4 protein-coding genes are annotated in these 26,719 nt (G+C 47.5%); all 4 read left to right on the forward strand.

The window, feature by feature from the left end; translation table 11 throughout:
• Window position 1 precedes the first annotated feature (1 nt).
• The 4 genes from ACO6VG_RS24055 to ACO6VG_RS24070 all read left to right on the forward strand — a co-directional run bounded on the left by ACO6VG_RS24055 (window position 2) and on the right by ACO6VG_RS24070 (window position 26,717).
• Entirely contained in the window at window positions 2-6,817 is a 6,816-nt protein-coding gene (locus ACO6VG_RS24055; protein ID WP_422476001.1) for a hypothetical protein, read from the forward strand.
• A gap of 293 nt (window positions 6,818-7,110) precedes the next feature.
• Window positions 7,111-13,953: a hypothetical protein gene (locus ACO6VG_RS24060; protein ID WP_422476003.1), complete on the forward strand. Its 6,843-nt coding sequence runs from the start codon at window positions 7,111-7,113 to the stop codon at window positions 13,951-13,953.
• Window positions 13,954-14,031: 78 nt separating this feature from the next.
• The gene (locus tag ACO6VG_RS24065) at window positions 14,032-20,283 is read left to right on the forward strand and encodes a hypothetical protein (RefSeq protein ID WP_422476005.1); all 6,252 of its coding nucleotides are present in this window, start codon (window positions 14,032-14,034) and stop codon (window positions 20,281-20,283) included.
• 305 nt (window positions 20,284-20,588) lie between these two features.
• A complete protein-coding gene (locus tag ACO6VG_RS24070) occupies window positions 20,589-26,717 on the forward strand; it encodes a hypothetical protein (protein WP_422476007.1) in 6,129 nt (2,042 codons plus the stop codon).
• The last annotated feature ends 2 nt before the right edge of the window (window positions 26,718-26,719 follow it).

The raw sequence follows: 26,719 nt of genomic DNA on the forward strand, positions 1-26,719 counted from the left end.
AATGACAAGTGCTCGCCTCAATGTATTAAGCCTGGCTGTGGCCGTTGCAATCAGCTCTTCCATCATTGCCAGCCAGGCACTGGGTGATCGCAGGCTGCTAATAAAGTCTGTCGATATTCTGGACAGTGTACACGTAGAGTATACCCAGAGCGAGGTCATGGTTCAGCCAACCTTAGGTGATGACCGACAACCCATACCCAAATCCTTCACAACCACCTACACTTATCTGACTCAAACCAGAGCAGGCTACGAGGTTCCTTCTCAAGGCTTCACGGACGTCCTTTCTGGCATCGAGGGAGGTGTTTCCAGTGTTGATCTGTTTGAAACAGACGAGAATGACGTTGCCCGCAAATACACCAAAGTCCTCAAGGTAGGTAATGAGGGGGTCTTCAGGTTTACCCATAACCTTGCCAAAAAGGAACTGGTCATTGAAGTCAGAAACGAAATGACCGATCAGAATTTAATTGAAGCTATTTTAACTCAATCAGGCGACACCCAACCATTAGAACCCTTAACAAAAGTTGCCAGCCCCGAACTACTAACCGCAGTACTGAAAGGCGTCAGTGGAAGTATAGGAAACCTTGGCGAAGTTGATAATTACGTTGCCCTTGCCACTATTGAAGTAGACGAAGTTAAAGTTGACGGGCGTACCTTCATGCGTCTTATCGCAACCGACGATCAGCCCCCGGATCTGCAACGCCTGGGTCAATCGCTCTTTGTCAATGATGAAGCTCTTTTCGCAGCCGCCACATCTGCCTATACCCAGGTTCATCTTCTGGGGAAGGATTTACAACAGGAAGCCCTGAATGATCTGTTGTCCTACCATAAACCCATCGGCTACGTTGTATACATTGAGGATGACTCACAGGCTTATCCTGTGCCCGCTGGTTATCCAAAGCTGGAAGTGAAACAGGCTCCGGGGGAAGCTATTGTTTTCCATAGTCAGAAGCAGAATCCGACTGACATCGCTTTTGTGGAAAGCCTCTATAACCTCCTTCAAAAAGACATCACTGACAACAGCATTCCTCCGGCAACAGCTCAGGTAGAAAAAGATAAGGTCAAAAGTTACCAGTACGTCATTCGAAGCAGGCAAATGGCATTGCTGGAGGAGATAGCTGTTCAGCTCAATAGTGAGCCTGGCAGAGCAAAACTGATTACGCTTGCATACTATGAATCTCTCCAGCAGGCATTAAGCAGTGCTACTCCGGAAAAAACAGATAACTTTGAATTCGCATCAGGACACATCAGATTGGCTTCGTCAATGGTCACGCCAACCTGGATGCACAGTCAACTCGTAAAACACTTCGGTTTCAAACCCGCCATTAAAAATTTTCTGACCAGTCAGCTCTTTATTCAGAATATTCAGGAAGTAACAACCATTATAAGCCGTATCAACGAAGTGCAGGCCGATGTCTTTGAAGACAACAGAAAGTTTGCTTCCAAAGTCACAGACGACATGGCCAGACAGCTGAATAAGATAGAAAGCGAGCTGGAAGAGCAGCAGCAGGTAAAAGAAGTCAGACTCATCCAGCTTGAAAAGGAGTTAATGCTCATAAGGAACAGAGTCTCTGATGATGTAAAGAGTAAAGTCAGACTTCTTCAACGCAGGAAACAAGTTGAGGATGAGTTTTTAGAGGTTCGTAACCTGATGAGAGGACTGCAAAACCAGTCACAGAAACTTCAGCAGGAAGTCAGAGGAATTCCAAAGCTGGAACAACGCGTACGTGATACCAGAGCAGATATCGCAGCTGTCAGAGCAAATGCCAAAAAAGCATTCAACGCTGAACTGGCAGACGATCTTGGTATTGATGACTGGGATACTAGCAAGCCACTCAAAGAACAAGTCAGACTGATCAGAAAAAAAATTGATGAAGTCTTCAGGCTGACGGCCTCAATGGATCCGCCTGTGGGAGATTCTCCCAAAGAAATACTGGCGGCCCTGGAATTACGGCTTGGTATTTTTCTGGTCACTGAAAAGGATCCGGCTGCCCACTTTGAGTTCATTCAAAGACAATTTCATAAATACGCAGAACAGAACCATGAGGTGCTCCTTGAGAAAATGGGTATCGTTGAAAGAGTGCTGGGTCTGGCTCCGAAAAACAATGATGACCTGATAGGCCGTCAATATGCCATTTATCAGGCCATTGAGCAGTGCCTCAAGCAGTCGACAGTTCCGCTCGACCAGGAACATTCTTTTCCGCAACAGGGCGCCAGAACAGATGCTAAAAAAGAAGCTGAAATCAAAGCCTTCAATGCAGCCACTGCCAGACATTTAAACATTAAGGATTTTGATAGCAATGCAGACATTGACTCTCAACAAAAGCGGCTGTTTCACAGATTTAAGTCACTGAATGCTGCATTAAAGCGTCTTGATGAAATGAATGTTGAACAAGATCAACTGTTTAACAGATTTCAATCAATGAATGCTGCAATCGACGAATATCTGGAAAAGCTGCTTTGGAGTATTCGGAAACCCGATACCAAATACAGTTCGCAAGAAGATGACGTCAAAGTCAAGCAAGATGCTGTGGCAAAAGATTTACCCGTTCCAATGGATGAAGAAAGCACAATAGAACAACGCGACACGCTGATAGAAGGAATACATGGCCGTTCCTACAGTCCTACAAATTCTAAAGAACAACTGGACGACACCAGGAGACCGCCCCCTTCCAAAGCCAGGCCTGAAGTCATCAGAGAGCTGGGAGCTTTAAAAATGGCTTTGCAGAAGCGCCTCGGTGAAGAAAAAGATTTGTATTTCCATAGCATGGTCATTTCTGAAGACATCAAGAAATACATCAGAGAAGCCAGAAAGCATTCAGAGGAAGAAGCCCTGATCGTACTGGAAAACCTGGAAAGTTTATTCAACATCAAAATCAATGAAGGGGATGACAAAGCAGTAAGACTTCAAAGGCTTCGTACAAGGCTTGATGATGGTGGTGATATCACGCCCTATGAGCTGGACGAGATGGACAAGATCCTGTTTTGGGAAGCTGACAGCACTGCTCAGGAGGATCCGGCAGAGAGGGATATCAGACTCGGCAGGTTTCGTGAGCGTCTTACCTTTAAAGTCGAAGAATCGCAGCAACGAGCCAGAGAAAAACAGGCAGAATATCTTGCCACTGTGGAGGATGAGCTAAATATCGATCCTTATGAAAACCCTGCCGCTAAAGAAAGAGGAAGAACTTTGACAACTAAACTGGCCAGTATTCTAGAGGTAAAGTTTGCTACAGGTGCCAGCCTGTCTGACCATCAGTATGATCTGAGACGCAGAATTAAGGTAGTACGGAATAAAGTAAACACAGCCGTTAAAGATAAAAATGATGAATCTATCAAGAGAGTCTATAACAACAGAATTGCTCATCGACTTAACATTGAAGACTATCAGGATGATGCCACTATAGCCGACCAAAACAGTCTGATTGATGCAAAACTCCAACAGCTGGACAAAGACGTCATTGTAGCGGGCCAGCCTGATATTGATGAACGTATCGCCGCCATTGAAGATGAGCTTGACAGGCGAATGGCTCCTCAGGGTTCCAAGCCCCGATTCGTGCTTGATCGTTGTCTGGCTAAAGCCAGACGAGGACTGGAAGAAGCTGAAAGTGAACTGGCAGATGTTAATCGCAAACTGAATGCTATTGGTCACAAACAAGTCGTTTTTGTGAGTCGTGATGACGTTGAACCCATCTCGGATGAAGACGACAGAGCTTTCAATCAGGCAATGAAACATATTCAGACCGAACTGGGTCTGCCTGTGGGTGATGAGCAAACCCCTGAAGAACGAGTAGACGACATCAGACATTTCATGGGGGAGCAAGGTGCAGATAGACGAGATGAAATCGTTGAGCAACTGGGAGCTGTCGCAAAAGCTCTGAACATCCGGATAAAAGGCGGCCCGGGATCACCGCTAAAAGCTGACTACATTATTGCCATTTCCGCCTCTGCAGAGGCTCATGATTGGGACGAAATCAATGCAGCCGATGAAGCATTGGGTGAACTGCCTTTAACCAGGAAAAAATATTCTCAGGCCAAAGAATTCCTCCATGAGCATGACAGAAAAGCTAAGGACGCAGCATTTGCATTGTTGCAAAAAATTAGTGCACAAGAGAATCTGGATCTTAAAAAGGAGGGGATTAACCGTTTCGGAGACGCAGATCAAAAGGCTAAAACCGGACTTGAAAACAAAATGGCACTGCCGAAGACAGCCCCGGAACAAAAAAGTGACACTGAACCAGAAACATTGAAAACCCCGGAGGCTCATGAGGCAGAGATTAAAGCCACTGAAGATGCACAGGGTCCTGAACCAGACTTTACTGAGAACAGAAAACGGGTTAATGCCCTGAGAAACAAACCTCAGGTCAGGGAATTCCTGGATAAGCATGACCGAGAAAGTATGGACGCGGCATTAGCAGAATTTCAAAAGAGTATTGCGTTGAAGAATACGGATCATAGTAGTGAGGAGACTGAGAACGAAATTGAACCGCTGAATGCAGTCCTGAAGAAGAAAAGTGACGCTGCAGCAAAAGCTTTGGAAGTTCTGGAGGCTCATGAAGCGGATATTAAAACCACTGAAGAAGCCGTGGGTCTCAAACCAGGCACCAGTGACATCAGAAAAAGGGTTAATGCCCTTAGAATCAAAAGGGTAGAACTGGGTGGTAATGATGGTCATGGCTGCAAGATTCAGCAACTGATTCAGGAAAAGGCCCGTCTGACATTTGAGAGAGAAGCCTGGAAAGCAGACATTAAGAAAATGACGGAAAACCTGAAGACTGCTCAGGAAGCCGTCGAAAATTATCGCGCTCCCTTCCAACACACGCCGAGACAAGTAAAAGTTTTGGACGCTATCCTCGAATTCATGCAGCAGCACCCTCTCAAAAAACAAGCCCTGGAGGCTGCATTTGGCCTGACAGAAGCAGCAATAGAGTACGGAACACCTTTCCTTACAACTTTCCATTTTGACGATGAATTTGCACCCATTCGCTTACAGGCATTGGTCGGAGACAGACTGACGTTTGAGCAGGCCAGTCAGATTGTAGAAGTCTTCAGGATTTTGCAGAGGGACTTCCCGGTAAGCCTTTACAAGCCTCTGGAAAATCAGCCTGTGGATGCGCTGGAAGAACTCGAGTATCTGGTTTTCAGAGCCAGGAATGAGATGGAAACAGGGGCTCAACATTACGACGATGTCATTAAACGCATAGGCTCAACAGGCATTCAACACTTCGGGTACGAAACAGAGAATTTGAAAGGCTTCTCGGAATACTTCGCCAGCCATTCGGTCAGTGGTAACAAGATCATAGCTCTGCTACGGGAGGGTCTGATCAGCAAGGTTGAACTTGAGAACTATATGAAGATCAGCAGAAGTATTGATGGTTATCTGACAGGGAACGAATTTGAACACTTCATTGGCTGTAGACAAGGCGTCCATGTGCATCAGTTTAAAATGGTTGTCCGGATGCTGTCCGACAAGGGTGTTGAGGAATTTATGAAAAGTGCCTTTACACCTGTGCCCACGATCGCAACTGGTCCGGTAGCGATGAAAGAGTCTGTTGCCGGCATGAAAGAGTATGCCACCGCTGTCGTCGCCAACTACATACTTGATGATATTGCCTTTGAAAATGGCCGCAGGACGGCAGCCTATCTGGCCAATATTCAGGATACCCTGACACCTTACGTCAATGCTGCTGACCTGTTTGAGTCAGACCTGATAAAGATTATCCATAGCGTATTGATGCAGGCTCACGCCGCTGCGGTTGAGTACCAGCTAATGGATTACTGGGTCAAACCTTCAGCCTCTCTGGTACAAGCTGTCACCTGGTACTACACCAGCTACAAACCACTACTGGCAGTGACTGGGGCCTGGAAAGCTGCCAAAGCGTCCTTGTTAAGCACGGTGGATCTCTACATTCTGGATCTCACTAACAGGGGTGATTACACGCACAGAATGATCATACCTTTTCAGCACTGGTTGGAACACTACGGTATTGATCTTGACCGAACCGGCCAATATGCCTACCACGGCGGAGTTGAAAAAGTCTCTGAAGTGCTCGGCGGGCTGTACATGCCGTATGGCAGGACTGCTTCTTCAGTCATACTGTTGACAATCGGCTCCAGGTTGTTCACCAGACAGTGCCATGCCAACCCGCATATGTATCGCAGTATTTCCCGTCTGGTGCCCGAAATAGTGAAATCCATAGGTTCCGGACAGGGGGTTCAGGTACCCCTGCTGCACAGGGTAACACCACAAACAGTGAAAACGCTGGCCTCCGCCACAGCCGGTCTGGTTCTGGGCCCGGTTTCCACTGTTGGAGCATACGCTCATGGTCTTATATTCGGAATTACCTACGTTCAAGCGTTAGGAATTGCACTGGCGTCGAGTCTCACTTTCGACTTCTTTATGAACGACAACAAGATGCTCACTCAATGGCTGGGTGGACCCTTGGGCCGAGGTCTCGACAAGATTAATCGCTGGCGGGGCGTGGGTGAAACGCACGATGAATATTTGCAACGTACGGCTGTTGCCTCTCCTCAACGCTTCACTGAAACCGATGAAGAATACGCAAACCGTGTTAAAGCAAACAACACGATGTTCGGCTGGACTCGACATGAAAATTATCTGCAGTTTCGTGAACGCCGTGATCGCACCATGAAACTGTTTGAGAATGGCTGGGAGAAATACTTCAGGGAAAATGTGCCTAAATGGTCGTTTTCCCATGCAGAAAGTATTCCTTACTCCTACACTCTGGGCACCTTCTACAATTGGCAACAGGGCGATGACAAGAAGGCGCCTGTTCATGGTAAGAGAAACGCATCTCAATAAAGCTTTATATCGACCACCTCAGGCGAGCTCGAAACTGATGACAAGTGGGGCAAGCAGGAAAAGTCGCATAAGCGGAAAAGTCCTGTTGAATTAATCAGGCAACAGGCAACGACCTGCAATGACCGCTAAGACGCTAACGTCAAGTGTCACCTTTCCTTCTGAGCCCGACTTCTGAGCCAGCAAAGTCTGAAGCCAATCAAACAAGCGATTAAAAGCCGCTTCCTCATTGGTTGTGGCAATTTGTGGCAATCGATTTTCACAGTACTGAAAATACTTAGCTCTGAGGTGGTAGAATGACAAATGCTCGCCCCAATGCGCTGAGCCTTGCAGTGGCCGTTGCAATCAGCTCTTTCATTATTGCTACCCAGGCACTGGCCGATCGCAGGCTGCAGACAAAATCTGTCGATATTTCCGACAATAAACATGTAGAGTTTACCCACAGCGAGGTCAGGATTCAGCCAACTTTAGGTGATGACCAGCAACCCATACCCAAATCCTTCACAACTACCTACCCTGATCAGACTCTGGCCAGAGCAGGCTATAACGTTCCTTCTGAAGGTTTCACGGACGTTCTTTCTGGCATCGAGGGTGGTGTTTCCAGTGTTGATCAGTTTGAAACAGGTGACAATGACGTTGCTCAGAAATACACCAAAGTTCTGAAGGTTGGTAATGAGGGGATCTTCAGGTTTACCCATAACCTTGCAGAAAAGGAACTGATCATTGAAGTCAGAGACAGGATGACATCCCGGAATTCAATCAGGGCTGTTCGCGCTCAATTGGCCGACACCGAACGTTTAGAACCTCTGACAAAAATTGCCGACCCCGAACAACTGGCCGGAGTATTGAAAGCCGCCAGTGAAAGAGCAGGAAGCCTTGGCGCAGCGGATAAGTACACTGTTCTTGCCTCCATTAAAGTAGACGACGTTGAAGTGAACCGGCGCACCTTCATGCGTCTCGTCGCTTCAGGCGATCAGCCTCCTGAACTGCAGCGGCTGGATAAATCGCTCTATATCAATGATGAGGTTCTTTTAGCCGCAGCCACCTCAGCCTATACCCAGGTTTATGTTCTGGGAGAGATTTTACAACAGGAAGCTCTGAATGAACTTTTGGCATACCAGAAACCTGTCGGATATGTTGTACACGCTGAGGATGAAACAGAGGCTTATTATGTGCCTGATGGTCATCCAAGACTGGAAGTGACACAGACTCCGGGGGAGATTATTGTTTTCCGGGGTCAGAAGCAGAATCCGACCGATATTGCTTTTGTACAAGGCCTCTTAAACCTGAGAGAGGAAGATATCGCTGATACCCCCGCTCCAGCAGTCAGGGTAAAGGTTAAAAAAGACAGGCTCAAAAGCTATCAGTACATCATCCGAAGCAGGCAGATGGCAATGCTTGAGGAGTTTGCTACGGATCTGGCTGCCTATTTCGGTGTTGAATTTAAAGAAAATAAACTGTTGATGCTTGCACGCTATGAAGCGCTTCAGCAGGCATTGACCAGTGCTAATCCCGATAATGCAGATGAATTTGAATTCACACCAGCACATATCAAAGTCGCTTCCTCGGTCATGACGCCAATCTGGATACAGGTGCAACTCGAAAAGCACTTCAACTTCAAACCGTTACTGAGAGATCTTCTGACCAGCGAGCAATTTGTTCAACAAGTTCAGAAAGTTATACCCGTTGCAACGGAATTGTCTGCCGATACTTTTGGAGACGACGCCAGGTTTGCTACCCGAGTCTTTGGCGACATGACCAGACAGCTGCTTGAGATGGAAGACAAGCTGGAGGGGCTGAGTTTAAAAGCAGGCAAACTCGGCGAGCTTAAAAACTTCTTACAGTATTTAAGTGAAATAGCCAATATCAGCGTAGCGAAAAAGCAGAGAGCACAAGAACTCAAGAGGCTAATTGACGAGCAGCTGGAATGGCTTTTTCAAGATTGGAAACACGTGAAAAAATGGGTCGATAAACTTCGCCAGGAAGCCGATCAAATCCCGGAGCTGGAACAACAAGTTCGTGTCGCCAGAGCGAAAGCCACAAAATTTCGCAACTCTCAACTGGCAGCAGAACTTGGCATTGATGACTGGGATGATACCCAGCCCGACAATGAGCAAGAGAGACTCATCATAGAGAGGATTGATGAAATCATCAGAGCAGTTGCCTCAACAGCTGCCGTAACAGAAAAGTCTAAGGAAAAGACAGTTAAAACAAAACTCGCGGCTATTGAGGATCTGCTGGGTCTGGATCCGGATAACCAGGATGATCTGGAAGCTCGTCATCAGGCCATTAATCAGCAACTTGAGCAACGGGTAGCTCAGGCAGGTCATCAAGTTTTTCAGCATCAACAACTGGAAAACCGATTATGGTTAAAGGATCTTCAGGAAGAAGTCAGTCGAATTCCAGCGCTGCAAAAAGAATTTCGTGACTCAATACTGACAGAAAGAGAAGATTACAACACTCAAATGGCAAAAGAGCTTGGTATTGAGAACTGGGATAATACTGAACCACCAGAAGAGCAAGCCAGACTCATCAGACAGAAAATTAATGAAATCAGCCGACCTGTTGCGACAACAGATGCCCCGACAGAACAGCCTCGGGGAGACGCTGTAAAAGCAAAACTGGCAGCCATTGAAAACGAGCTTGAGATTAATCCAGCCAGTGAAAACGATCTGGATGCCCGCTACCATTTTATTCAAGAGCACCTGCAAGAAAAGTTAGAACTCACTGATAAGGCAATCGACAACAGACTGGCTACCATTGAAGATCAGCTCGGACTGATCCCGAATAACGACAATGAGCCGGAAGTCCGTTGCCAGACCATTCAAAAACAATTGAAGCAGAAGCTGAAGTTGGCTCAGGTCGATAAGGAACTTCTTCAGAGCACCGGAACATATACTGAAGAACTGACTGCAGTCAAAGCCCGCTATTTAACCATTGCTGCGCAACTAAACATTGAGGATTTTGACGGCAATGCCGAAATTTTTGCGCAGCAGGATCGCCTGCTTATGAAACTACAGACCATCAATGTTCATCAAAAACACAGGCTTAAGAAACTTGAGGCAATCAATGTTCAGGACGGGATGAAAGAAGCTTCCCTCAAGGTCAGGGAAAATGCTCTGGCGAACATTCTCGGTATAGAGATGAATGAAGAGCGCACATTAGAGGATCGAAGCGCCCTGATAGATGCAGCCTATAGCAAGGTTATCGAGTTTGCAGATTTGCAAGAAAAACTGAAAGACATCAGAACTCCGGGGCACCCCAGAGCCAAACCGGAAGTCCTCCGGAAACTGGGTGCTGTAGAAAAAGCTCTGAAGATGAAAGACCTCAATGAAGAGGACGATGTCTACCACCGTCGTCAGGCTATTGCTGATGACATGCAGACATACATCAAAGAAGCTGCCCAGCGGGCAGAGGAAGAGGCTCTGGAAATACTGGAAACAATGGAGGAAATACTCAACATCAAAGTCAATGAAGATGATGACAAAGCAGCAAGGCTTTGCAACGTGCGCTTAAAACTTGACGGCGAAGATGTTTCAGAAGACCTGCTGGATCAGATACATAATGCCCTCGGAGTAGAAGTCAGAACACTACTGGATGAGAAGGCTATGAAACTCGATTGGCTTCGAGTGCGTCTTGACTATAAAGTCGAGAGTTGGGAGGAGCGAGCCAGAGATCAACAGACAAAATGGCTTAAAGCAATAGAGGAAAAGTTGAACATCAAACCGGATGAAAACGCTTTTGCCAAAGAAAGAGACGAGGTATTGGTTTTTAGACTGGCCAGGGATCTGGAGGTGGAATTAGAAAAAGATACCAACCTGTCTGACCAGAAGGATGTTCTGAAAGCCAGAATTTACGCATTATTGGATGAAGTAAACGAAGTCTATGAAGATGAAAGTGTCAGAAGAGACAGAAATAATGCAATGGCTCGTCAACTCAACGTTGAAGACTATAAGGACGATGCCGGCATCGACGAACAGAACAGTCTGATTGGGCAAAAACTGTACCAGCTGGATGTCGAAGTTAAAAAAACGGCTGAGCCTGATGTCGATGAGCGTATCGCCGCCATTGATGATGAGCTTGACAGGCTAATGGCAGGCCTGGGACCTAAACCCCGATACGTTCTTGATCGTGAACTGGCCACCGTCAGGCGAGCAATAAATGAAGCTGAAAGTGAACTGACAGATGATCATCGTAAACTGGCGACTCTGACTCCTCATCGCAAACCATGGTTGTCTGAGATTCACGATGATGTCCAGCCTGTCTCGAATGAGGACGGCAGGGCTCTCAATCAGGTAACGAAACGAACTCAGAGCAAATTGGTTCTGTATACAGATAATAAGAAAAACCTCGAAGAACGTTTAGACTACCTAACACGTTTAATTGAGATGATCGATGCCAAATTACAAGATCAGGCCATTGATACACTGGAAGCTGCCGCAAAAGATCTGAACATCCAGATAAAAGATGACTTCGGATCACTGAAAGCATCTGGTTATCTCATTAAAGTCTCCACAAGTTCTCATACGCCTGACGAAATCAATACCGTCGATGAGGCATTGGGGGAACTGCCTTTAACCAGGAAAAAGTACTCTCTGATCACGCAATTCCTGCGTGATTACGACAGGAAAATTATCGGTCTGGCCTCTGAACTGATTGGAGTGAATTCTGCACAAGAGAATCCGGATCCTGAAAAGCAGAAGACTACCGATTTTGGAAGCATTGATGAGAAGGCTGAAACCAGAAATAAGAACGAAATAGAGCAGCTGATTCCCACCCCGAGGAAGAAAAGTGAATTTTTTTCAAGAGCGAAAAAAATTCTGTCGGAGAATGAAGAGGCTCTTGAGGTCACTGAAAAAGCCCTGGGCCTCAAGCCAGGTGCTTCTGACACCAGAGCACAACGGCTTATTGCCCTGATGAACAAACAGATAGAACTGGGCGGGATTGATGGTACTGGTGGCAAGATCCAGCAACTGATTCAGGAACAGGCTCGTCTGGAAGCCAAGATTGAAGCCGGGAAAGTAAACATTGAAAGAATGAAGGAAACTCTTAAGACTGCAGAAAACGCCGTCCAGAATGAGGGTGGCCCCTCTCAGTTTACACTGAAGCAGGAAAAAGCCCGCAAAGCTATGCTCCTGTTCATGCAGCAGCACTCTCTCAAGAAGCAGGCTCTGGAAGCCGCAATGGGTTTGGCAGAGTCTGCAGAAAGGAATGGTAAGTTAGTACCCTACCTTGCGACTTTTAATTTTGACGGTGAATTTGCACCGATTCGCTTGCGGGCTATGGTCGGAGACGACCTGACGTTTGATCAGGCCGGACGGATTGTGGAAATCTTCAGGAGTCTGAAGACTCAATCCCCGGCAACCCCACTGGAAGATCAGCCTCTAAGTGCTCTGGAAGAAGTCCAGCGTCTGATGGACAGTGCCAGAATGGAGTTGAAAAAAGGCACACAGCTATACGACGATGAAATCTTTGGCATGGGCTCAGCAGCCATTCATTACGTAGCGCATGAACCAGGGGACCAGAAAAGCTTCCCGGAATACTTCGCCAGCCATTCTGCCAGTGGTAACAAGCTCATCACTTTGCTCCGTGAAGGTTTGATCAGCAAGGTTGAACTTGAGAACTTTATGAAGGCCGTCAGAGGTGTCGATGGTTATGAGGTAGAGGGTGAATTTGGACACTTTATTGCCTGCAGACACGGTGCCGACATTCTTCACTTCTGCAAGGTTGTCAGGATGCTGTCCGACAAGGGTGCTGAGGAGTTTATGCAGAGTGCCTTTATTCCTGTGACCGTGACTGCCCCTAGCCCGGCAGGTATGAAGGAGTCTGTTGCCGGTATGAAAGATTATGCAGCGGCTGTCATCGCCAACTACGTGCTTGACGATATTGCCTTTGAAAATGGCCGCAGGACAGCAGCATTTCTGGCCAATACTCAGGATACCCTGACACCTTACGCCAATGCTGCCGGACTATCGGAATCAGAACTGATCAAGGCTATTCATGACACATTGATGCAGGCTCATGCTGCAGCGGTTGAGCGCCAGCTAAAGGATTACTGGGTTAAGCCTTCAGCCTTTCTGGTACAGGCTGTCACCTGGTACTACTCCAGCTACAAACCTCTACTGGTGTTGGCTGACGCCTGGCAGGCTGCAGTACTATCGCTCACAAACATGTCTTTCCTCTATCTCCTGGACCTGACCAACAGGGGTGATTACACGCACAGGATGCTGACACCTTTCCAGCACTGGATGGAGCGCTACCGTGTTGATCTTGACCGAACTGGCCAATATTTCCGGCACACTGAACTTGAAAAACTCTCTGAACTGGGCGGGCTTGCAATGCCGCTGGGTAAGGCTGCTTCTTCAGTCATTCTGCTCAGAACCGGCTCCATGTTGTTTGCCAGACAGCACCATGCCAACCCCCGGATGTATCGCAGCATTTCCCGTCTGGTACCCGAAATAGTGAAATCCATGGGTTCCGGACAGGGGGTTCAGGTGCCGCTGCTGCACAGGGTGACCCCACAAAAAGTGAAAACGCTTGCCTCTGCCGCAGCCGGTGTCGTATTAGGTCCGGTAGCCACAGTCGGATCATACGCCCACGGACTTCTATCTGGGTTCACCTATGCTCAAACCTTTGGATTCGCTCTGGCGTCGAGTCTCGCTTTTGATTTCTTCATGAACGACAACAAGATGCTTACTCATTGGCTGGGTGGACCTCTGGGGCGAAGTCTTGACAGGATTGATCGCTGGTGGGGCCTGGGTGAAACAAACGATGAGTATTTGCAACGCACCGCTGTTGCTTCGCCTCAGGGCTTCAGTGAGACCGATGAAGAATATGCAAGCCGTGTTAAAGCCAACAACACGATGTATGGCTGGACTCGACACGAAAATTACCTGCAGTTCCGTGAACGCCGTGATCGCACCATGAGACTATTTGAGAATGGCTGGGAGAAATACTTCCGGGAAAATGCACCTAAATGGTCGTTTTCCCATGCAGAAAGTATCCCTTACTCCTATACTCTTGGCGCCTTTTACCAATCGCAAAAGGGCGATGATCAGAAGTTTCACAATCATGATAAGAGAAATGCCCCTCAATCAGGCTTTTTACCTGCAACCTCGGCGGCATACAGTCTTGATTAAAAGCTGCTTGTCCGTCCAATCATTTTTCACAGCAATATTTTTCACAGCAATAAAAGCACCCTACTCTGAGGCAGCAGAATGACAAATGTCGGCCCCAATGCATTAAGCCTTGCAGTGGCCATTGCAATCAGTTCTTCTGTTATTGGAACAGAGGCACTCGCTGATCGCAGGCTACAGATAAAATCTGTCGATATTCAGGGCAATAAACATGTGGATTTTATCCAGAGTGAGGTCATGGTTAAGCCAACTTTGGATCATGACCAGCAGCCAATAGCCAAATCCTTTACCACCACTTACCCTGATCAGACTCAAGTCAGAGCAGGCTATGACGTTCCTTCCGAAGGCTTCACAGACGTTCTTTCTGACATCCAGGGTGGCGTTTCAACTGTTGATCAGTTTGAAACAGACGACAATGACGTTGCTCAGAAGTACACCAAAATCCTGAAGGTGGGTAATGAGGGGATATTCAGGTTCACCCATAACCTTGAAGACAGCAAACTGGTCATTGAAGTCAGAGACGGAATGACCCGTCAGGATTCAATTGAGGCTGTTCGCACTCAACCAGGTGGTATCCGACCATTGGAACCGTTAACAAAAGTCGCCAGTCCCGAGCAACTGGCCGGGGTGCTGAAAGGCGCGCATGAAAAAGCGGGAAATCTTGGCGAAGCTGATCACTATGTCACCCTTGCCGCCCTTACAGTAGGTGAGATTGAAGTGAACGGGCGCACTTTTATGCGTCTTATCGCTGCAGGCGATCAGCCTCCTGAACCGGAGCGTTTGGGTGAATCGCTCTTTGTCAATGATGAGGCGCTTTTCGCAGCAGCCACCTCTGCCTATACCCAGGTTTATCTTCTCGGAGAAGATTTACAACAGCGAGCTCTGGATAAGCTCTTCTACTACAATCAGCCTCTTGGCTATGTTGTCACTGTCGAGGATGACACTCAGGCTTATCCTGTGCCTTGGGGTTATCCAAAACTGGAACTGACTGAGGCTACGGGAAAGGTTATTGTTTTCCGTGGTCAGAAGCAGAATCCGACCGATCTCACTTTTGTGGAAAGCCTCTATGCCCCCTTGGATGGATTCGACCTTAATGATAATGACCACATTGCACAGTTTAAAAAAGGTAAGGTCAAAAGCTACCAATACGTCATTCGAAGCAGGCAGATGGAGCTGCTGGAGAAGTTTGCTGCTGATTTAGCTATACAGCACGATGCTGAACTTGAAGAGGATAAAATGGTATTGCTTGCGTACTATGAATCTGTTCAGCAGGCATTAACCATTGCTACTTCATACGGAACCGATGAATTTGAACTCAAAGTAGGACATGTCGGTGCTGCGTCATCGGCTATTGCGCCGGGCTGGATGTTGTTTCAACTCGAAAAACGCTTCAGTTTCAAACCCGCATTCAAGGATCTTCTGACGAGTCGACATTTTCTTCACAACGTTCAAAAAGGTACAGACTTTGTCAACAAACTGATGCAGCAATTTGCTATTGGAGAAGATACAACATTTGTTAAAAAAGTGATGGGTAATATGGCCCGTCAGCATCTTGAGTTAGAAAACACGCCGGAAGAGCGGCGGGCAAAAGAGGCCCAACTCGCCGAGCTGGACACGCTGAAAGAGCAGCTGGCAAAAACGGCCGAACTCAACGAGCAAAACAAAAAATCACTTCACGCAATGTCGGAAGCCGTTGAAAGAAGGGCTATTGCCATTGAACATAATGAGATAAAGCTCAGAGTAGAGGAGCTCGAACAGAGACTTGAGGATAATATTGAACTGCATTGTACCAAACTGAAAGATCTGAAAAATCAGAATCAGATGCTTCAGCAGGAAGTCGATCGAATTCCATACCTGAAACAAGAGGTGCTTGACGTTGCAGCAAAAACCATAAGGGCTCGCAACACAGAACTGGCAATAGAGCTTGGCATGGCTGACTGGGATGATACTCAGCCACCCGAAGAACAAACCAGACTCATCAAAAATAAAATCCATGAAAACAATCAGGCCAAAGCCGCAACATTTACTGCAAGTGGACAGCCTGATAAAGAAACTGTAAAAGCAAAACTGGCAGCCATTGAAAGCGAGCTCAGTATCACCCCGGTCGATGAAAACAATCTGGATGCCCGCTTTCAGTCTATTCAACAGCATATGCAACATCAGGCAACACTGGCCAATGAGAGAACCCGGCGCAGACTGGCTACCATTGAAGGTCAGCTCGGTCTGAGCCCGGATAACGACGCTGACCTTGAAGCCCGTCACTGGGCCATTCAGCAGCGCATTCGGCAGCAGGGATCGGAGGTGTTTCAACATCTTCAGCAACATTGCACCAGAACAGATACTGCAAAAGCAGCTGAAATCAAAACCCGCTTCGCAACCATTGCCGCACGTTTAGACATTCAGGATTTTGATAGCGATGCAGATATTGAGACTCAACAAGAATGCCTGCTCGAAAAAATCAAGACAATGAATGTCCAACCAGAACGCCTGCATCACAGTACTCAAACAATCAATAAACAACAGGACTCAGAGAATTCTTACACCAGGCCCGAAAAATCTGCTCTGGCAGCGCCCCCTGGCCAAGACCAGAGTGAGCTGAATGAAGTCATCACGACAGAAGAACTCAATGCTCTGAGGTCAACAATGCATTCCACGCTTCTCAGGAATGCAGCACTGGAAGAGCAACTGAAAGACATCATCACACCAGGCCAGTCCAGAGCCACGCCTGAAGTTCTTGAGACACTTCGTGCCGCAGAAAGAATTCTGCAGCAGAGTCACATCAATGAAAGGGAAGATATATATTACAATCGTCAGATCATTTCTGAAGACATACGTCGATACATCACTGAGGCCAGACAGCGGGAAGAGTCAGGGGCCTGGATCATATTGCAACTCCTGGAAGACAAACTCGGCATCGGTCACAGAGTCAGTGAAAGTGATAGCACAGAAGCAAAACTGGCAAGGGTTCGTACAAAACTTGATGGCGGTGATGTCTCAAATGACCAATTGGCTGACATAGACCAGCTTCTCCGGATGGCAACTGACAGGCCAGATCTGGAGGGTGATCCGGTGCCAGTGGATGCCTTACTCTCCGATATTCGTGACTGTCTCAACTTATTGATCAACGAATCGGATCAGCGAGCCAGAAAACGACAGGCAAATCAGCTTATCGCTTTGGAAGACGCGCTAAATATCTCACCTCAACATCGGGATAAAGAAGTGTTCAAAGCGGGTCAGCCTGAGGTTAATGAGCGTATCGCAGCCATCGAGAATGAGCTTGACAGACAAATGGCTCGCCTGGGACCCAAGCCCCGATTCGTCCTTGATCGTGATGTCGCCTTGGCCAAACGAGAAATTAAAGGAGCTGAAAATGATCTGGCAGCTTTTCATCACAAACTGAATAAGCTTCGTGGCAAAAACCTGGTATTTGCGGGGAACCTTGCTGATCTCCAACATATCCCGGATACAGAAAACCTGGCTCTCAACCAGAGAATGAAAGAAGTTCAGATCGAGTTGGGTCTGGCTGCAAGTGACGAGCAAACCACTAAAGAACGACTAAAAGACATCAGGCATTTCCTGCAGGAATGCAGTGCAGAAAAACGAGATGAAATCCTTGGGGAACTGAGAATCAAATCAGGTCTGGACATCCAGACAACAGGTGACCCCGGTTTAGAGGAAGCATCTGATTATTTGATTGCCACCGCATCCTATGCAGATTCTCATGGTCAGAACGAAGACGATGAAGCCTTGGGTCAACTGCTTTATAACAGGAAAAGGTACACTCAGCTCACAGACTTCCTGCGTGAACACGACAGGAAAAGTATGAAAGTGGCCGATGCAAAGAATGCACAAGAGTATCTGGAGCGTAAAAAATGCGAGGTTATCGATCCAGGAGACTTCGATGAGCAGGCTAAAGCCGAACGGGAAAACGAAATGGCCTGGCTGAATTTAGCCCTTGAGCAATCCAGTGATGCGGTATCAAAAGCAGAAACCGCTCTGACGGATTTTCATAAAGCGGTTCTTGAAACCACTGAAAAAGACGTGGGTCTTGAACCAGCCCCTGCTGACACCCTTGAACAAAGGCTTAATGCCCTGAGAAACAGAAAGGTAGAGTATGGAGGAAATGATGGTTATGGTGGCACTGTCCGACACCTGATTCAGGAACAGGCTGATCTGCAAGGCAAGATTGAATTAAGGAAAGCAGACATTGAGAGAATAAAAGGAGTCCTTAAGGCTGCAGAGCAAGCTGTCGACAGTGACTCTGGTCCCTTCCAGTACACGCCGAAACAGGTAAAAGTTTTGGACACTATCCGTAAATTCACGCAGCAGCACCCTCTCAAAAAACAGGCTCTGGAAGCCGCAATTGGCCTGGAAGAAGCGGCAAGAGAAAGCGGTAAGTTGACAGTGATGCTTTCGACTTTCAATTTTGACGATGATTTTGCAGCGATTCGCATGCAGGGAATGGTCGGAGACAAAATTACGTTTGCACAAGCCGGTCGGATTGTGGAAGCTTTAAAGAGCCTGAAGACCTTCCCGAAATCAACTCTCAAGCCTATTTCATTTCGACCTCAGAGTGCCATCGAACATGTCGAATCTCTGTCGTCTTGGGCCATCCATCAGAAAAAAACAGGGGCCCAACAATACGACGATGTCATTAGCGACATGGGCAAAGCGGCCATTCACTTCGTAGAGCATGAACCGGGGGACCTGAAAAGCTTCCCGGAATACTTCGCCAGCCATTCTGCCAGTGGTAACAAGATTATGACTTTGCTCCGTGAAGGTTTAATTAGCAAGGTTGAACTTGAGAACTACATAAAGATCATCAGAATTATAAAGCCCGTCAAGGGAGGTGCCCCCGGTTATCCGGCACAGGGCGAACTTGGTTACTATATGAGCCACAAACACGGCGTCGACACGCACCACTTCTGGAGGGCTGTCAGGACGCTGTCCGAAAAAGGCGCTGAAGAGTTTATGCACAGCGCCTTTATTCCCGTGACCGTGACTGCAACCGGGTCGACAGGTATGAAAGAGTCTGTTGCCGGTATGAAGGAGTACGCAACAGCTGTTATCGCCAACTACGTGCTGGATGATATTGCCTTTGACAATGGCCGCAGGACAGCAGCATTTCTGGCCAATATTCAGGATACCCTGACACCTTACGCCAATGCTGCCGGAATATTGGAATCAGAACCGATCAAGGTTATCCATGACAGATTGATGAAGTCTCAGGCCACCGCAGTTGAGCTTCAGCTAAAGGATTACTGGGTCAAACCTTCAGCCTCTCTGGTACAGGCTGTCACCTGGTACTACATCAGCTACAAACCACTGCTGGCATCGACCAAGACCTGGGATGCTGTCGAAGTGTCCCTGTTAAAAACTCTGTGCATCTACATTCTGGATCTCACCAACAGGGGGGACTACATGCACAGAATGATCATACCTTTTCAGCACTGGTTGGAACACTATGGTATTGATCTTGACCGAACCGGCCAATATGTCTATCACGGCGGAGTTGAACAAGTCTCTGAAATGCTTGGGCTGGCCATGCCCTTTGGCAGGACCGAATCCTCACTCATACTGCAGGCAACCGGCGCTATACTGTTTACCAGACAAGACCATGCTAACCCGCATATGTATCGCAGTATTACCCGTCTGGTGCCCGAAATAGTAAAATCCATGGGTTCCAGGCAAGGGGTTCAGGTACCTCTGCTGCACCGGGCGACACCTCAAAAAATAAAGACTCTGGCCTCGGCCACAGCTGGTCTGGTGCTGGGTCCGGTAGCCACTTTCGGAGCATACGTTCATAGACTTTTATCCGGAATCACCTATGCACAAACCTTCGGATTCGTATTGGCGTCAAGCCTCACTTTCGACTTTTTTATGAACGACAACAAGATGCTCACTCAATGGCTGGGTGGACCTCTTGGACGTAGTCTTGACAAAATTAATCGCTGGTGCGGCCTGGGTGAAACGTACAATGAGTATTTGCAGCGTACCGCTATTGCCTCACCACAGGGCTTCAGTGAAACCGATGAAGAATATGCACGCCGTGTTAAAGGCAACAACACCATGTATGGCTGGATGCGGCACGAAAATTACCTGCAGTTCCGTGAACGCCGTGATCGCACCATGAAACTGTTTGAAAATGGCTGGGAGAAATACTTCCGGGAAAATGTACCTAAGTGGTCGTTTTCCCATGCAGAAAGTATTCCTTACTTCTACACTCTCGGAGCCTTTTACGAATCGCAAAAGAGCGATGATCAAAAATTTCACAATCATGATAAGAGAAACGCCCCTCAATCAGGCTTTCCACCAGCAGCCATGGACAATTGACAGCCATGGGCACAAGTAACAGAACAGTGGCTTCCTCGCCTGATATGCACTTTTCACAGTAAAAAAAAATACTCACTCAATGGCTGGCTGGACCCGGCACGAAAATTATCTGAAGTTCCCTAACTATAAAACTGTTTGCCAATGGCTGAGAGAAATACTTCAGGGAAAATGTGCCTGAATGGTCGTTCATCCATGCAGAAAGTATTCCTTGCTTCTACACTCTTGGAGCCTTCTGCGAATGGCGACAGGGTAATGAGAGAAACGCCCCCTCAATCAAACTTTCTACCCAGCGCTGAGGTATCCGGATGACAAATGCCCGCCCCCGTGCATTAACCCTTGCAGTGGCCATTGCCATCGGCTCTTCCATCATGGCAACACAGGCACTGGCGACACGCAGACTTCAGACAAAGTTTGTCGGTATTCAGGACAATGGACAAGTGCAGCTCTACCGGAGTAATGTCATAGTTAAACCAACTCTTGATGATAACCAGCAGCCAATACCTAAATCCTTTACCACCACCTACCCTGATATGTCTCATTTCAGTGACGACTATATCTTTCCTACTTTTATAGGCGTTCTTCCTGGCATCAACGAGGGCGTTTCCATTGTTGATCTGTTTGAAACAGATAAGAATAGCGTTGCTCAGAAATACACCAGAACCCTGAAGGTGGGTGATGAGGGCGTCTTCAGGTTCACCCATAACCTTGAAGAAGAAGAACTGGTCATTGAAGTCAGGGCCGGAATGACCGATCGGGATTCAGTTGCCGCTGTGCTTGAGCAAATGGAAGGCTTCGAATCACTGGAACCCTTAACAAAAACTGCCTCACCCTACATACTGGACGAAGTGCTCGTAGCTGCCGGAAACAGGGCAGGAAAACTCGGCACAAGTGATCATTATGTTGCCCTTGCCACCATTGAAGTAGACAAGGTTGCAGTGAATGGGCGCACCTTCATGCGTCTTGTCGCTGCAGGCGATTCCCCTCCTGATCTGCAGCGTCTGGGTCAGTCACTCTTTGTCAATGATGATGTTTTGCTGGCAGCCGCCACCTCTGCCTATTTTCAGGTTCATGTACTGGAACGGGATATACAACAGCAGGCTCTTAATGAACTGTTAGCACACAGCAAACCGGTCGGATATGTTGTGCACGTCGAAGATGACACGCGGGCTTACCCTGTACCTGTCGGCTATCCAAAGCTGGAAGTAACAGAAGCGCCGGGGGAGGTTATTGTGTTCAAGAGTTATTCACAGTATCCGACCAATGTCGCTTTTATAGAAACCCTCCTTAAATTCTGGCGAGAAGCTGATGGTAAAAACCTGCCTGATGCAATAAAAGCACAGGTTAAAAGCTATGAAACCAGATACTACCAGTACATCATTCGGAGCAGGCAGATGGCAGTGCTGGAGGAGATGGCTGCAAAATACGAACATCACGATGGTGAATTTAGCCGGTATCCAATGGCGATGCTTGCATACTATGAATATCTCCAGCAGGCATTAACCAGTGCTACTCCCGATAGTGCCTCTCAATTTGAATTCGCATTAGAACAGATCACAGCCGCTTCGTCTGTCATCACGTCATCCTGGTTGCATTTTCAACTCGAAAAACACTTCGGCTTCAAGCCCGTACTTAAAAATCTTCTGGCTGATCATCTCTCTTTTTGGACGTTAATACCTGTTGTCAACGTGATTAACAAAGAGCAGCTTGATATTCCAGGTGACGACCCGTTTGCTACCAAAGTCATTAGCGACATGGCCAGACAGCTGCCTGAAATGTACAACTTAATGGAGGAGCTACATATAAAAGAAGCCAAAATCCTGGAGATCAACAATGAGTTGCAGCATGCAGTGGATACGCAGGTTGCTGGAGTAAAGGAAAAATTCGAAGCACTGGAAATCAAGGTACGAATCAATGATGAGCTTGAAAAGCTCCGTTTCAAACTGGCATCCCTGAAAGACCAGGAACAGAAACTTCGGCAGGAAAGTAAACGACTTCCAGCCCTGGAACAACAATTTCATAATGCCAGAAATGTTTACAATTCTGAAAAAGCAGCAAAGCTTGGCATAGGTGACTGGGATGATTCCCTGCCACTAGAAGAGCAAACCAGACGCATCATAGAAAGAATTAATGACATCTTCGCAGCAGTTGTCGCAACAGAACCGCGTCAGCAAGAAACTGTAGAACCCAGTCTGGCGGCTGAAGCCGAAAAAATAGCGGCAACCAAAGCTCGCTTTGCAACCCTTGCCGAACATTTAAACATTCAGGATTTTGATGGCAATGCAGATATTGACGTTCAGCTGGAATGCCTGCTTGATAAAATCGAGACAATGGCTGCGCAACAAAAAAGCCTGCTGCAAATAGTTGAGACATTGAATGATCAATTGGATATAGAGAATTCTTACACCAGGGCCAGAAAAGCTGCTCTGGTAGCCGTTTCTGGTATTGAGCTGAGTGAAGACAGCACGCCAGAAGACCACCGCAAGACACTGGAATCAAGGGTAAACTTCGAGCTCCACAGGCTTGCAGAACTGGAAGCAGAACTGCAAGACATCATAACCCCTGGCCACCCCAGAGCCAGGCCTGAAGTACTCGAGACACTGAGATCCGTAGAAAATGTCCTTGAGATAAATGACGTTGATGAAAACGATGGTGAGTACCTCCGTCGTGATGCCATTTCTGAGAAAATTCAGACATACATTGCAGAAACCAGCCAGAGGGCAGAGCAACAAGCGCTGGTTGCTCTGAAAACCGCAGAAGAAATACTCAAGATCAATGTCAACGAAGCTGATGACAAAGCAATCCGACTTGAAAGGGTTTGTACAAAACTTGACAACAATGGTGTTTCGCAAGCCACTCTGGATACCATAGAGCAAACCCTCTGCAAAGAAGACATCACACCTGCCGACCAAAGGGATCTGCAACGCGAGAAGCTTCATCGGCGTCTTACTTTTCATGTCCAGGAGCCGGACAGGCAAGCCAGAAGACAACAGAAAAAGCTGCTTATAGCAATAGAAGAGAAACTGCAGGTCGACTCCGTTGTAAAAAATGAGGCTATAGAAAAGGGTAAAGCCTTCCTTGCCAGGCTGGCCAATGATCTGGGGGTGAAATATGAAAACGATGCTCACATGACTTACAACAAGTATCAAATTAGCGAAAAAATTATGGCATTAATGGACGAAGTTGACGAAGCCTATGTCCATGGGGATGTCAGAAGAAACAGAAACAATGAAATTGCTCATCAACTCAACATTGACGACTATAAAGATGACGCCACCATAGAAGACCAAAACGTTCTAATCAGTAAAAAACTGCAACAGCTGGATCAAAAAGTATACCAGGCAGGTTTTGCTGAGGTTAATGAGCATATCACGGCCATTGAGAATGAGCTTGACAGGCAAATGGCCCGGCTGGGACCAAAACCCCGACACGTTCTTGATCGTGCGGTAGCCAGAGCCGAGCAAGCAGTAGAAAAAGCTAAAAGTGAGCTGGGGTCTGCTTATCAAAAACGGGATGCTATTGATGTCACACAGCTTTTGCTTAGCTTGAACCCTGTTGTCCGCCAAGGAATCTTGGATGAAGAAAAAGAAGCTCTCAATCAGGCAATAAAACAACTTCAGGTCGAGTGGGGTCAGACTACAAGTGATGAGCAAACCCTTGAAGAGCGAGCAAAGGACTTCAAGCACTTCCTGTTAGAGCGAAAAAAAACCGTAAAACATTTCCTGCGGAGTTTCAAAGGAAGTCGAGATGAAATCGCTCAGAAAGTGAAAGCCAGAATAGATCATGAAACTCAGACAACAGATGACACCATTTTACTGAAACAAGCTTATTCCTCCATTCATTCTGACAGCAATTATAGAGACAGGATTATTCACAAAGCAATCGATGAAATCGATGAGGTATTTGATGAACAGAGTTTAATCAGGAAAAAGTACGATGATGTCACAGTATTCCTGAATGAGCACGACAGGAAAAGTATGGAATTGACCAATGCCCGGCTTGAAGAGGGGAATGCGCAGGAGGGTCTGGTTGCTAAAAGACAGGAGATTATCCATTCTGGAGACATGGATCCAGGTTCAGCCCTGAAGCAGAAAAGTGAAGCTGTATCAAAAGCAGAAGTCGCTCTAACGGATTATCATAAAACAGCTCTTGAAACCGTCGAAGAAGCCGTGGGTCTTAAACCAGACGCTACTGCCCCCCTGGAACAACGGATTGATGCCCTGAGAAACAGACAGTTACAACTGGGCAGTGAAAACGTTATCAGCGGCAAGGTCTGGCAACTGATTCAGAAAAGGGCCTCCCTGAATGATGAAATTGCAACCAGGAAAGCAGACATTGAAAGAGCGAAGGCTGCCCTGGAGGCTGCCCGGAAAGCCGTCAAAAATCAAGGCGGTCCCTTCCAGTACACGCCGAAGCAGGCAAAAGTTCTGGACGCTATCCAGACATTCACGTGGCAACAACCTCTCAAACGACAAGCTCTGCAAGCCGCAATGGGTCTGGCAGTAATAAACGGTAAGACAATACCCCATCTTCCGGATTTCAATTTTGACGATGAATTGGCGCCCATTCACTTGCAGACACTGGTCGGAGACTTAACGTTTAAACAAGCCAGTCGGATTGTGGAAGTCTTCAAGGCCCTGAAGAGGGATTACCCGGCCTACCCTTCCGAGCCTGCGGAAGATCAGCCTGTGAATATTCTGGAAGAAGTCCAGAATCTGGTACACAGGGCCAAGCATGAGATGGAAACAGGAGCACCAGAATACGATGACGATATTTACGCCATCGGCTTAGCAAGCATTCACTTCGTCGAGCGTGAACCAGAAGACCTGAAAAGCAGCTTCTCGGAATACTTCGCTACCCATTCTGCCACCGGTAACAAGATCATAGCTCTGCTGCGTGAAGGTCTGATCAGTCAGGTTGAACTTGAGAACTACTTCAAGGCCATCAGGGGCGCCTATGGTTATCAGACAGTGGCAGAATTTGAGCACTTCCTTGGCTACAAGCACGGCATCAATGTGCCTCACTTCAAAGATGCCGTCCAGATGCTGTCCGACACGGCTGCCAGGGAATTCATGCGGGATGCCTTTACGCCTGTGACAGCAACTGGCCCGGTGGCTATGAAAGCGTCGGTTGCCGACATGACAGAGTACGCTGCTGCAGTCATCGCCAACTATGTTCTTGACGATATTGCTTTTGACAATGGCCGCAGGACGACAGCTTTCCTGACCAATGTTAAGGACACCCTGACACCTTACGCCAATGCTGCCGGAATATCTGAATCAGAACTGATCCGGGTTATTCATGGCACCTTGAAGCAGGCTCATGCTGCAGCGGTTGAACAGCAACTCAATGATTACTGGGTCAAACCTTCAGCCGCTCTGGTACAGGCTTTTACCTGGTACTTCTCGAGCTACAAACCGCTACTGGTAGCCCATAACGCCTGGCAGGCTAACTTACTCTCCCTCTCAAACATGTCGTTACTCTATCTTCTGGATCTGACCAACAGGGGGGATTACCTGCACAGGATGCTGACACCTTTCCAGCACTGGTTGCAACACTACGGTATTGATCTTGACCGAACCTTCCAATATTCCGAACACAATGACATTGAACAAGTCTCTGAAGTCGCAGGGCTGACAATGCCATTGGGCAAGGCCGCTTCCTCAGTCATTCTGCTGAGAACCGGCTCTATGCTGTTTGCCAGACAGTACAACGCCAACCCCCTCATGTATCGCAGCCTTTCCCGTCTGGTACCCGAAATAGTGAAATCCATGGGCTCCGGACAAGGGTTTCAGGTGCCGCTGCTGAACAGGGTGACACCACAAAAAGTGAAAACTCTGGCCTCTGCCACAGCCGGTCTGGTGCTGGGTCCGGTAGCCACTGTCGGGGCATACGTTCACGGTCTGGTATCCGGGTTTACCTACGCTCAAACCTTCGGCTTCGCTCTGGCATCGAGTCTCACTTACGACTTTTTTATGAACGACAACAAGATGCTCACTCAATGGCTGGGTGGACCTCTGGGTCGTAGCCTTGACAGGATTAATCGCTGGCGAGGCGTCGGTGAAACGCAGGACGATTATGTGAAACGTACGGCCATTGCCACACCTCAGCGCTATGTTGAAACCGATGAAGAGTACGCAAGCCGAGTCAAGGCAAATAACACCATGTATGGCTGGACTCTGCACGAAAATTATCTGCAGTTCCGTGAACGCCGTGATCGCACCATGAAACTGTTTGAGAATGGCTGGGAGAAATACTTCAGGGAAAAAGTGCCTAAATGGTCATTTTCCCATGCAGAAAGTATTCCCTACTCCTACACTCTGGGTGCCTTCTATGAGCAGCAACAGGGCGATGATCAGAAAGTTCAGGGTCATGACAAGAGAAATGCTCCTCAATCAAGCTTTCCACTTGCCGCCCCGGCAGACCACCCTGATTGAAA

This window comes from Endozoicomonas sp. ALB032, from assembly GCF_049310125.1.
In the GTDB taxonomy this organism is placed as follows: Bacteria; Pseudomonadota; Gammaproteobacteria; order Pseudomonadales; family Endozoicomonadaceae; genus Endozoicomonas_A.